A 12,358-nucleotide genomic window follows, 5' to 3' on the forward strand; every position below is an offset into this window, starting at 1 on the left:
TCGTTCCACGCTTTCGCGAAAAAAAAGCGGCGTGTTTCACGTGAAACACGCCGCTCAGTTCTGCAGAAACTGACGAGATCAGACGGGTTTCTTGGCCAAGCCCAGATACGTTTCGATCACTCGCGGGTTCTGCGCCAATTCGCTCGCCGGCCCTTCGAGCGCCAAATCACCGGTCTCCAGCACATAGCCATAGTCAGAGATCTGCAGAGCCGCGCGTGCATTCTGCTCGATCAGCAGCGTGGCGACGCCCGTCTGCCGCAGCGCGCTGATGATATGGAAGATCTCCTTCACGATGAGCGGCGCGAGTCCAAGGCTGGGTTCGTCGAGCATCAGCAGATCTGGCTTACCCATCAGCGCGCGGCCGACGGCCAACATCTGCCGCTCGCCACCCGACAACGTGCCCGCCGCCTGCGCGCGTCGCTCCTTCAAGCGCGGAAACAGCTGAAAAACGTGATCGAGCTGATCGAGGAAGTTGCGCTCCCCTGCCCGCTTGCGCCGATACGCGCCAAGCACGAGGTTGTCCTCGACCGTCATCGAGGCGAATAGCTCGCGCTTTTCGGGCACGAGGCACATGCCGCGCGCGACACGACGCTCGATCGGCAGCGCGCCGATTTCCTCGCCGAGGTAGGCAATCCGGCCGCTCGCATGTCCGGTCTGGGGCAACGCGCCCATGATGGCGTTCAAGAGCGTCGACTTGCCCGCGCCGTTCGGGCCGATCACCGAGACGATCTGCCCCGCGCCCACCTTGATGGCGGCCTGATGCAGCGCCTCGATCTTGCCGTAGCGCACCGCGAGGTTGGAGACTTCGAGTACGGGCGTTGCCATCATTCCACCCCGCCCAGATAAGCTTCGAGCACGGCCGGATCCTTCTGCACGTCTTCCGGCAAGCCTTCGGCAATGCGTGTGCCGAACTCCATCACGACCAGCCGGTCGGTGAGATTCATCACGAAATCCATGTCGTGTTCAACCAGCAGCACGCTCATCCCCTCTTCCCTCAACTTGCGCAGCAACGCGGCCAACTGCTGTTTCTCCTGATAACGCAGCCCCGCCGCTGGCTCGTCGAGCAGCAGCAAGGTCGGATCGCAACACAGCGCGCGCGCGATTTCCAGAATCCGCTGTTGACCGAGCGCGAGACTGCCGGCCTCGTCGTACATATGCTGCTCCAGGCCCACGCGGCGCAATTGCTTCGCCGCCTCGCTCATCAGCCGCCCCTCCTCCACCGCGTTGAGCTTCACCACGCTGCGCAGCACGCCCGAGTGGCCGCGCAGATGCGCACCGATCGCGACGTTCTCCAGCACCGTCATCGTCGGCAGCAGCTTGACGTGCTGGAACGTGCGGCCGATGCCGCGCGCGACGATTTCACGTGAAGTCAGCCGGTCGATGCGCTCGCCGCGGAACATGATGGCGCCGCTCGTCGGCTGCAGCACGCCGGTGACAAGGTTGAAGGTGGTCGATTTCCCGGCGCCGTTCGGGCCGATCAAACCGATGATCTGCCCCGCTTTCACCTCGAAACTCACGTCGTTGACGGCGACCAGCCCGCCGAACTGCTTGCGCGCCTTGTCGACGGTGAGCAGCATCTCGCCCGCCTCGGGCTTGCTGCGTTGCGGCAAAGGCTCGGCATTCGCGGGCACGTGCGCCTGCGGTCCGCGCGGGAAGAAGCGCGCCACGAACGGCCAGACCCCGCGCCGCGCATATTGCAGCAGCAGCACCATCAGAATGCCGAACACGATGATCTCGAAGTTGCCGTTCTCACCGAGCAGCTTGGGCAACAGCGTCTGCAACCAGTCTTGCAGCACCGTCAGGATCGCCGCGCCCAGCACCGCGCCCCAAACGTGCGCGACGCCGCCCACGACGGCCATGAACAGATACTCGATGCCGTGATTCAGGCCGAACGGCGTCGGGTTCACGGCGCGCTGCAAATGTGCGTACAGGAAGCCCGAGACGGCCGCCAGAACCGCCGCGTAGACGAAGATCACCACGCGCATCCAGGCCGTGTTCACGCCCATCGCCTCAGCCATCAGGCCGCCGCCGCGCAGCGCGCGAATCGCCCGGCCAGTGCGGCTGTTGAGCAGGTTCTGCACCGACACGACCGACGCCAGCACCACCACCCAGATCAGGTAGTAGATATGCCGCCCGGACTCCAGCTCGACGCCGAACACGTTGAGCACGGGAATGCCGTTGATGCCGTCGTACTTGCCGAGCATGTCGAGATTGCCGAACAGGAAGAACAGCGCGAGCCCCCAGGCGATCGTGCCGAGCGGCAGGAAGTGGCCCGACAGACGCATCGTCACGAGGCCCAGCACGAGCGCGACGAGCGCCGTGATCAGCACACCGACGATCAGCGCGAGCCACGGCGAGACGCCGTACTGCGTCGTCAGATACGCGGTCGCGTAGGCGCCGAGCCCGACGAACGCGGCCTGCCCGAAGCTCGTCATGCCGCCGATACCGGTGAGCAGCACAAGCCCGATCGCCACGATCGAATAGAGGCCGATGTAGTTGAGCAGCGTGATCCAGTATTCGGGCACGCGCACCCCGCCCGGCAGCACCGGCAGCGCGAACATCACCACGAGGAACAGCCAGAAGAAGCGGTTATGCAAAACGAGTCGTTTCATCGCGTCACTCCTCTTCCTCTTCGGCGTGCGGCGTGGACAGACTGCGCCACAGCAGCACCGGGATGATCAGCGTGAACACGATCACTTCCTTGTACGCGCTCGCCCAGAACGACGAATACGACTCCAGCAGGCCCACGAGCACGGAGCCGGCCGCAGCCAGCGGATAGCTCACCAGACCGCCGATGATCGCGCCCACGAAGCCCTTGAGGCCGATCAGGAAACCTGAGTCGTAGTAGATCGTCGTCAGCGGCGCGACGAGCACGCCGCAGAGCGCGCCGAGCCCCGCAGCCAGCGTGAACGCGAGCCGCCCGGCCTGGGTCGTGCCGATGCCGACGAGGCGCGCGCCCAGCCGGTTCACCGAGGTTGCGCGCAGCGCCTTGCCGGAGATCGTGCGGTCGAAATAGAAGTACAGCGCGACGATCAGCACGGCCGCCGTGCCGACCACCCAGAGGCTCTGCCCCGAGATCGACAGCGCGCCGAGGTTGAACGTGGCGTCCGAGAACGCGCTCGTGCGCGAGCCTTCGGCGCCGAACATCACGAGGCCGAGGCCGACCATCGCGAAGTGCACGGCCACGGCCACGATCAGCAGCAGCAGCGTGGTGGCTTCGGCGATCGGCTCATAGGCAAGCCGATAGACGAACGGCCCCATCGGCACCACGATGGCGAGCGTCAGCGCGATCTGCGCGAGCATCGGCAAGGACTGCCCCGCCACGCCGCGCGTCAGCGCGTAGAGCGCGATGGGAAACAGCAGATACTTGCCCGCGAGCGTGACCAGCGTGCGCGGCGCATGCTTGCGGCGCTCGGCGTGGCGCACGAGCCCCGCCGTCTCGACGACGAAACAGGCGGCGCCCAGCGCGACCAGCAGCCAGCACGTCGCCGGAAATTTCTGCGATTGCAGTGCGGCGAGCGTCAGAGCGCCGTAGGAAACGAATTCGCCCTGCGGAATGAAGATGACCCGCGTGACGGAAAACACCAGCACCAGCGCGAGCGCGAGCAGCGCGTAAATCGCCCCGGTGGTGATGCCGTCCTGCGCGAGGATTGCGGCAATCGATAAATCCATACCCTTCCAACCTCTCTTTCTGGAACGCGTGAAACTCGGACCGTCGGCGGTAGCGTCGGGAAACGGCGATGCGGGACAGTGTGGGGAAAGCACGCGGCGCGGCCGCGCTGGATCGGTGTGCGCCACCGGCTGGATTCCGGCGAGCGCGACGCAGCCATTGTCGGTGGCCGAAATGAAGCGGCAACGGCAGCGCGCAACGTGAAATGCGCGCGCGTTTCACGTGACACCGCGCGCGCGGCGCGGCGTCACGCGTCGAGCGCGCTTACTCGCCCTGCAGCTTCCACTTGCCGTTGACGACCTCCACGATCACGCGTGCGCGGTCGTCGAGACCGTTGTGATCGGTGGCCGTGGTGTTCATGATGCCGTGCGAGACCGGCAGATCCTTGATGTTTTCGAGCGCGTCGCGCAGCGAGACACGGAACGCCTCGGTGCCCGGCTGCGCCGACTTGAGCGCGACCGGAATCGCGCGCTGGAGCATCTGGCCCGCGTCCCAGGCGTGGCCGCCGAAGGTCGCGACCGAACCCGCGCCATAGGCCTTCTCGTAGGCGGCCTTATAGGCGAGCGCCGACTTCTTGACCGGATTCGAATCGGGCAGTTGATCGGCGACGAGAATCGGACCGGCGGGCAGCAACTCGCCCTCGCAGTCCTTGCCGCAGACGCGCAGGAAGTCGTTATTGGCGACGCCGTGTGTCTGATAAATCTTGCCCTTATAGCCGCGATCCTTCAGCGTGGTCGCCGGCAGCGCCGACGGCGTGCCCGAGCCCGCGATCAGCACCGCGTCGGGGTTCGCCGACATCAGCTTGAGCGCCTGCCCCGTCACCGACGAATCCGTGCGGTTATAGCGCTCGCTCGCGACGATCTTGACGTTGTGCTTCGCCGCCGCCGCGCTGAACTCCTTGAACCAGCTGTCGCCGTAGGCATCCGTGAAACCGATGAAGCCCACCGTCTTCACGCCGTGCTTCTCCATATAGCCCGCGATCGCGTCGGCCATCAGGCTGTCGTTCTGCGGCGGCTTGAAGGCCCATTTGCGCTTGTCGTCCACCGGCTGCACGATCGCCGCCGACGCCGCGAGCGAGATCATCGGCGTCTTGCCCTGCGCGACGACATCGAGCATCGCGAGCGAGTTCGGCGTCACCGACGAACCGATGATCGCGTCCACATGATCCTCGTCGATCAGCTTGTGCGTGTTCTGCACGGCCTTGCTCGTGTCCGAGGCGTCGTCGAGCACGATGTACTGCACGCTCTTGCCGCCGATCTCCTTGGGCAGCAGCGCAATCGTGTTCTTCTCGGGAATGCCGAGCGACGCCGCCGGCCCCGTCGCCGACAGCGTCACGCCGATCTTCACTTGCGCGACGGCCACACCGGCCACGCTCATCCATGCCGCTGCGAGTCCGGCATGGAGGGCTCTCGTGGACCACTTCTTCATCGCCAACTTCGTTTTCATTGCGCGTCTCCAAACGCTTTGTCTGCGTGTCGATTTATATTCCGGCGCCGCGCCGCGTGTTCGGTTGGCTAACGCCGGCCTTCGAGTGTAGTAATCGGGATCGCGCGTGTGATGCATGGTTTTCCCTGCCCGCGCGTCCGCTTTATCGACTGCTCCCTGCCCTGCTCCTTGCCACGTTTCACATCGATGCAACTGCGCCCGAAAGCCGTTGCAGCGGCAACAAAAAAGGCACGTCGATTGAGCGTGCCTTTTTTGTCGATGACCGATGTCGCGTGGTTTCCCGTGAAACTCAATCGCCGGCCAGCTTCCACTTGCCGCCGACGATCTGCACCATCACGCGCGCCCGCTGATCGAGGCCCGCGTGATCGGTTGCGCTCATGTTGAAGATGCCGTGCGCGCCCGCCACGTCGCGCGAGTCCTCGAGCGCTTTGCGCAACGCCTCGCGGAACGCCTTCGTGCCCGGTTGCCCGGCCTTCAGCGCGACAGGAATCGCGTGCTGCAGGAGCAGGCCCGCGTCCCACGCGTGACCGCCGAAGGTCGAGATCGAGCCCGCGCCGTAGGCCTTTTCGTAGGCGCTCTTGTAGGCCAGCGCCGACTGCTTGACGGGATTCGAATCGGGCAACTGATCGGCGACCAGCAGCGGACCGGCGGGCAGCCAGGTGCCCTCGCAATCCTTGCCGCACACGCGCAGGAAGTCGTTGTTGGCGACGCCGTGCGTCTGGTAGTACTTGCCCGCGTAGCCGCGCTCCTTGAGCGCCTTCTGCGGCAGCGCGGCCGGCGTGCCCGCGCCCGCGATCAGCACGGCGTCGGGATGCTGCGCAATCATCTTGAGCACCTGCCCCGTGACCGAGGCATCGTTGCGCGCGAAGCGCTCGTTCGCGACGATCTTGATGCCCTGCTTCGCCGCCGCCGCGCCGAACTCCTTGTACCAGCTCTCGCCATACGCATCCGAGAAGCCGATGAAGGCCACGGACTTCACGCCATGCGCGGCCATGTGCTGCGCGATCGCGCCGGCCATCAGCTGATCGTTCTGCGGCGTCTTGAAGACCCACGCGCGCTTCGCATCCATCGGCTCGACGATCGAGGCGGCGGCGGCCATCGAGATCATCGGCGTGGCGGTTTCGGCGGCGACGTCGATCATGGCGAGCGAGTTGGGCACAACCGTGGAGCCGATCAGCGCGTCGACGTGATCCTCGCTCGTGAGCTTGCGCGCGTTCTTCACGGCCTGGGTGGAATCGGTCGCGTCGTCGAGTACGAGGTAATCGATTTTCTGGCCCCCAATCTCCCTGGGCAGCAGCGCGACGGTGTTCTTCTCGGGAATGCCCAGCGAGGCCGCCGGGCCCGTGGCCGACAAGGTCACGCCAATTTTCACCTCTGCGTGCGCGGCGCCCGCCGTGGCGGCCAGCATTCCGGTCGCGACGCATGCCGCGTTCATCCAACGCCAAACCGACTGCATCTCCACTCCTTCGATCATCGTTTTCTTTATTGCCCCGGATTTTCAGGCGATTTCCGGGTTCGAATCAGGCAGTGCTGCCGCCAGAACCAGCATGGCGGGATTAATCGCCGCGGTCCCACGCAGGCCGCTTCGGCGATTAATGCTGACCGCATGGTCAGCGAATGGCGAGTGTAACGGAGTGCCGTTTGGCGCGGCAAGCGCTTTCCATCGGCTTACAACGCCAACGCAACACCCCTGAAAAAGGCGCCGAAATGCGTAACGCGCGCGGCCTTGTGCAGCGGGCATTCGACGCTTTTCTCGCGCTATTTGCGTAAATCAGATTGGGGGAAAAGCAGAGGCGCGCACGCTGAATAAAGCACGAAGAAAGGCGCGAAGAAAAACAACAAGGTGGGGATAAAAACAGCAATGCGAACGCATTGCGTGAGGACGGTGAAAACCGAAAGAGAATATAAAAAGCGCTGTTGGATTCCCATCCAACAGCGCTTCCTTGTCCGGGCACTTTGTGCCTCAGTTGTCTCCTCGTTCTCCACCTGCAAATTCGGTGCATCAGAACTAGGTGAAACTTTAAACTTCGGCCCCCTGGCTGCCAACTAGCATTTACCCTAGTGGTGCAGTGCGGCACCGAATTGGGGCGCACCGTCACAGCTTTGTCGCACGGGAGGCGCGGTTTGCAAGGCTTGAGCAGCCTGCGTTTCAGCGTCTGAGCGAGGCTTGGAGCATACCACTGCGGCGTCCCCTCGCCTACTGCATTCGATGCCGTCGTACAGGCCACCATTCACGCAGTAATTCACGCCGCATTCAGGCTCTCAGCGGCCGCACGCGCGCCACGATCTCACCGACGATGCCGCGTCGGAAGGCCAGCACGCAGGCGATGAAAATGAGCCCCGTGACGATCGTTGCGGACTCACCCAACGAGCGGAACCACTCGACGCCGGTCACCTGTGCGAGCGCCGTGCCGATATCGCCCAGCCGATCCTCCAGCGCGACAATCAGCGCCGCACCCAGCAGCGGCCCGAACAGCGTCCCCATGCCGCCCACGAGCGTCATCAGGACCACGAGGCCGGACATGGTCCAGTAGGCGTCGCCGAGCGTTTCGAAGCCCAGCACGAGCACCTTGAGCGAACCGGCCAGCCCCGCGAGCCCCGCCGAGAGCACGAACGCGAGCAGCTTGAAGCGGTCGGTGTCGTAGCCAAGCGAAATGGCGCGCGGCTCGTTCTCCTTGATCGCCACCAGCACCTGCCCGAACGGCGAATGCACGATGCGCACGATCAGCGCGAACGCCAGCACCATCACCACGAGCACGACGTAGTAGAGCGTGAGATCGGAATCGAGCGGCAGCACGCCGAACAGCTTGCCGCGCGGCACGCCCTGCAAGCCGTCCTCGCCATGCGTGAACGGCGCCTGCAGGAACACGAAGTAGACCATCTGCGCGAGCGCGAGCGTGACCATCGCGAAGTAAATGCCCTGGCGGCGGATCGCGAAAATGCCGACGATCACGCCGAGCAGCGTCGCCACCGCCGTGCCCGCCGCCACCCCCAGTTCAGGCGTGAAGCCGAGCGACTGGATCGCGTAGCCCGTGGTGTAGCCCGCGCTCGCGAGGAACATCGCGTGGCCGAACGACAGCAGCCCCGTATAGCCGATCAGCAGATTGAACGCGGCGGCGAACAGCGCGAAGCAGAGCACCTTCATCACGAACAGCGGATACGCGCCCGCGAACGGCGCGACGATCAACCCGATCAGCAACAGCCCATAAAGCGCTTTTCTTTGCATCATCGTTCCTTGCCGAAGAGGCCTGCGGGGCGGATCAGCAGCACGATCGCCATGATCACGAACACCACGGTCGCGGAGGCCTCGGGCCAGAACACGCGCGTGAAGCCCTCGATCACGCCGAGCAGCAGGCCCGTGAGGATCGAACCCATGATCGAGCCCATGCCGCCGATCACGACCACGGCGAACACGGTGATGATCATCGGCTGCCCCATCAGCGGCGACACCTGAATGACGGGCGCGGCGAGCACGCCCGCAAAGGCCGCGAGCGCCACGCCGAAGCCATAGGTCAGCGTGATCATCAGCGGCACGTTGATGCCGAACGCCTCGACGAGTTTCGGGTTTTCGGTGCCCGCGCGCAGATACGCGCCCAGCCGCGTTTTCTCGATGACGAACCACGTCGCGAAGCACACGGCGAGCGACGCCACCACGACCCACGCGCGATAGTTCGGCAGATACATGAAGCCGAGATTGGTCGCGCCCGCGAGCAGATTGGGCACGTCGTAAGGCTGACCCGACGCGCCATAGATCGAGCGGAACACGCCTTCGACCACCAGCGTCAAGCCGAAAGTCAGCAGGAGTCCGTACAAATGATCGAGCCGATACAGCCAGCGCAGCATCGAGCGCTCGATCACCATGCCGAACAGGCCCACCACGATGGGCGCGATCACGATCATCGCCCAGTACGGCAGGTTGAAATACGCGAGCCCCATCCACGTGAGCATCGCGCCCAACATGAACAACGCGCCGTGCGCGAAGTTGATCACGTTGAGCATGCCGAAGATCACCGCGAGGCCCAGGCTCAGGATCGCGTAGAACGATCCGTTCACGAGCCCGAGCAGCAACTGGCTCAGCATGGCCGGCAGCGGAATGCCAAAGATCGTCATGAAAGCCGCCATCTCCTCAAGATCGCATTCATGCGGCGCGCGGCGCGCCGGTCCTCATCCATCGGGACCGCCGCGCCGCGTACCGCTCAAGCTCCAGCGTCGCCGCACTTACTTCCAGAGCGCGCAGCGGCTTTCCTGCTTCGTCGTGTAGGCCTGCTCGCCTGGAATCGTCTGCACGATCTTGTAGTAGTCCCACGGCTTCTTCGATTCGGACGGTTTCTTCACTTCGACCAGATACATGTCGTGGATCAGCACGCCGTCCTGGCGGATATAGCCGCCCTTCGTATAGAAGTCGTCGATCTTGGTCTTCTTCAGCTGCGCCATGACCTTGTCGGCGTCGGTCGAGCCGACGGCCTGCACCGCCTTCAGGTAGTTCGTCACGGCCGAGTAATCGGCGGCCTGAAGCTCGGACGGCATCTTCTTCGTCTGGTCGAAATAACGCTGCGCCCATTTGCGCGTCGCGTCGTTCTGATCCCAGTACCAGCCGGTCGTCAGCACGAGGCCCTGCGTGGTTTCGAGTCCGAGGCTGTGCACGTCGGGCAGGAACATCAGCAGCGCCGCGATTTTCATCGTCTTGGTGATGCCGAATTCCTTCGACGCCTTGATCGCATTGACCGTATCGCCGCCCGCGTTCGCGAGACCGAGGATCTGCGCCTTCGACGACTGCGCCTGCAACAGGAACGACGAGAAGTCCGAGGCCGAGAGCGGATGCCGCACTTCGCCGAGCACCTGGCCGCCGTTCGCCTTCACGACGTCGGCGGTGTTCTTCTCCAGCGACTTGCCGAACGCGTAGTCGGCGGTCAGGAAGAACCACGTCTTGCCGCCCTGCTTGAGCACCGCGAGGCCCGTGCCCTTCGCGAGCGCGACCGTGTCGTAGCCGTAGTGGACCGTGTACGGCGTGCACTGCTCGTTGGTCAGTGCATCGGTGCCCGCGCCCGTGTTGAAGTAGACGCGCTTCTTCTCCTGCGCGACCTGATTCATCGCGAGCGCGGTGGCCGAGTTCGTGCCGCCGAGCAGCATGTCGAGCCCGTCGCGGTCCATCCATTCGCGCGCCTTCGACGCCGCGATATCGGCCTTGTTCTGGTGATCCGCGTACATGATCTGGATCGGCTTGCCGTTCACCTTGCCGCCGAAGTCGGCGATCGCCATCTTGATCGCCGTGAGGCCGCCCTGGCCGTCGTCGTCTGCATAGAGGCCCGACATGTCGGTGATGAAGCCGATCTTCACCGCGTCGTCGGCAGCGTGCGCGCTGCCTGCGCCGAGCGCCGCTGCGGCCACCGTGGCGGTAAAGAGCGCCGCGAGCCGCGCGAACGGGGTCTTCTTCATTGCAGTCTCCTTCGTTGGTTACGTGTTATTCAGCGCTGCGGATCAGACAAGACAAACGCATCGCGCGGCGCGTTCGACGAGCGCGCGCGAGGCGGATCGAAACGGTCAGACTCCCAACAGGTCGTGCAGCACGGGCATCTTGCCCTCGAGTTCGGCGACGCCGAAACGCTCGACGATGCGCCCGTGCTCCATCACATAGAAGCGGTCCGCGAGCGGCGCCGCGAAACGGAAGTTCTGCTCCACCATCACGATGGTGTAGCCGCGCGATTTCAGCGTGACGATCATGCGCGCGAGCGTCTGCACGATCACCGGCGCGAGGCCTTCGGAAATCTCGTCGAGCAACAGCAGGTTCGCGCCCGTGCGCAGGATGCGCGCGACCGCGAGCATCTGCTGCTCGCCGCCCGAGAGCCGCGTGCCCTGGCTGTGACGGCGCTCCGCGAGATTGGGGAACATCGAGTAGATCTCGTCGAGCGACATGCCCTGCGCGCCGCTGTTCGTACCGTTTTTCACGCCGATGGCGGGCGGCAGCAGCAGGTTCTCCTCGCACGACAGGCTCGCGAAGATGCCACGCTCCTCGGGGCAATAGCCGACGCCGCAGTGCGCGATGCGATAGGTCGGCATGCTGATGGTCTCGCGCCCGCCGATGCGGATCGAGCCCGTGCGCCGCCCCGTGAGGCCCATGATGGCGCGCAGCGTGGTCGTGCGCCCCGCGCCGTTGCGGCCGAGCAGCGTGACGACCTCGCCGCGTGCGACGTTCAGATCGACGCCATGCAGGATGTGCGATTCGCCGTACCACGTCTGCAAGCCCGTGATGTCGAGCGCGCTCTCGCCCGGCGGCGCGGCGAGGCTCTCGTCCTGGCCGCGTTGTTCGGTTACGGTGCTCATGCGTGCGCCCCCGCGAGCGCGGCGTCGGCGCTGCCCATATAGGCTTCGGCGACGAGCGGATTCTTCGACACTTCCGCGTAGCTGCCCTCGGCCAGCACCTCGCCGCGCTGAAGCACGGTGATGGTGTCGGAGATGCCCGCGATCACGTTCATGTTGTGCTCGACCATCAGGATCGTGCGACCGGCCGAGACCTTCTTGATGAGCGCGGTCACGCGGTCCACATCTTCGTGACCCATGCCTTGCGTGGGTTCGTCGAGCAGCATCAACTCGGGTTCCATCGCGAGCGTGGTCGCGATTTCGAGCGCGCGTTTGCGGCCGTAGGCGAGTTCGACCGTGGGCACATCGGCGAAATCGGTGAGGCCCACTTGCGTGAGCAGATCCATCGCGCGGTCGTTGAGTTCGGCGAGCGTGCGCTCGCTTTTCCAGAAGTGATACGCGCTGCCGAGCGAACGCTGCAAGCCGATGCGCACGTTCTGCAAAGCCGTCAAATGCGGAAACACCGCCGAAATCTGGAACGAGCGGATGATGCCGCGCCGCGCGATCTGCGCGGGCCGCTCATGCGTGATGTCGATGCCGTTGAAGACGATGCGCCCCGCGCTCGGCACGAGAAATTTGGTGAGCAGATTGAAGCAGGTGGTCTTGCCCGCGCCGTTCGGTCCGATCAGCGCATGGATGGAGCCGCGGCACACGCGCAGGTTCACGCCGTTCACGGCCGTGAAGCCCTTGAACTGTTTCGTGAGGCCGCGCGTTTCCAGAATCGTGTCGCCGAGAATCATGTCCCCTTCCACGTGAAGTAAGGCGTAACACTTCAGATTGCGGGGCCTGTGTACGGCTCGTGTTTCGCGCGCCATGTTGCGGCGCGCGCTGCCCGCTGTCGTTATCCACTGTTGTCTGTGAGCGCCATTGTCTCGCCAATGATGC

Annotated in this window: 10 protein-coding genes; all 10 read right to left on the reverse strand. The window is 64.6% G+C overall.

Annotated features, from left to right (window positions below; all coding sequences use genetic code 11):
• Nucleotides 1–78: 78 nt before the first annotated feature.
• Entirely contained in the window at nt 79–828 is a 750-nt protein-coding gene (locus LDO54_RS03915; protein WP_224006661.1) for an ABC transporter ATP-binding protein, read from the reverse strand.
• Nucleotides 825–2,612, reverse strand: coding sequence for a branched-chain amino acid ABC transporter ATP-binding protein/permease (locus LDO54_RS03920; RefSeq protein ID WP_224006664.1), 1,788 nt, complete (start codon nt 2,610–2,612; stop codon nt 825–827). Before LDO54_RS03920 ends, LDO54_RS03915 begins: the two co-directional genes overlap by 4 nt.
• Before the next feature lie 4 nt (nt 2,613–2,616).
• Nucleotides 2,617–3,672 (reverse strand): branched-chain amino acid ABC transporter permease, encoded by a 1,056-nt coding sequence (locus LDO54_RS03925; protein ID WP_224006679.1) that lies wholly within the window; start codon nt 3,670–3,672, stop codon nt 2,617–2,619.
• 262 nt (nt 3,673–3,934) lie between these two features.
• Entirely contained in the window at nt 3,935–5,098 is a 1,164-nt protein-coding gene (locus tag LDO54_RS03930) for an ABC transporter substrate-binding protein (RefSeq protein WP_405045055.1), read from the reverse strand.
• A gap of 307 nt (nt 5,099–5,405) precedes the next feature.
• Nucleotides 5,406–6,572: an ABC transporter substrate-binding protein gene (locus LDO54_RS03935; RefSeq protein WP_224006682.1), complete on the reverse strand. Its 1,167-nt coding sequence runs from the start codon at nt 6,570–6,572 to the stop codon at nt 5,406–5,408.
• Between the two features lie 798 nt (nt 6,573–7,370).
• Nucleotides 7,371–8,342 carry a branched-chain amino acid ABC transporter permease gene (locus tag LDO54_RS03940; protein WP_224006777.1) on the reverse strand — a complete coding sequence of 324 codons (972 nt, stop codon included), beginning with the start codon at nt 8,340–8,342 and terminating at the stop codon, nt 7,371–7,373.
• Nucleotides 8,342–9,226 (reverse strand): branched-chain amino acid ABC transporter permease, encoded by an 885-nt coding sequence (locus LDO54_RS03945; RefSeq protein ID WP_224006685.1) that lies wholly within the window; start codon nt 9,224–9,226, stop codon nt 8,342–8,344. The genes LDO54_RS03940 and LDO54_RS03945 overlap by 1 nt, the downstream gene beginning before the upstream one ends.
• 108 nt (nt 9,227–9,334) lie before the next feature.
• Entirely contained in the window at nt 9,335–10,552 is a 1,218-nt protein-coding gene (locus tag LDO54_RS03950) for an ABC transporter substrate-binding protein (RefSeq protein WP_224006687.1), read from the reverse strand.
• 105 nt (nt 10,553–10,657) lie between these two features.
• Nucleotides 10,658–11,437, reverse strand: coding sequence for an ABC transporter ATP-binding protein (locus tag LDO54_RS03955; protein WP_224006690.1), 780 nt, complete (start codon nt 11,435–11,437; stop codon nt 10,658–10,660).
• Nucleotides 11,434–12,213: an ABC transporter ATP-binding protein gene (locus LDO54_RS03960; RefSeq protein WP_065061766.1), complete on the reverse strand. Its 780-nt coding sequence runs from the start codon at nt 12,211–12,213 to the stop codon at nt 11,434–11,436. The genes LDO54_RS03955 and LDO54_RS03960 overlap by 4 nt, the downstream gene beginning before the upstream one ends.
• Nucleotides 12,214–12,358 lie beyond the last annotated feature (145 nt).

The sequence above is a fragment of the Paraburkholderia tropica genome, assembly GCF_914484835.1.
Classification (GTDB): domain Bacteria; phylum Pseudomonadota; class Gammaproteobacteria; order Burkholderiales; family Burkholderiaceae; genus Paraburkholderia; species Paraburkholderia tropica_A.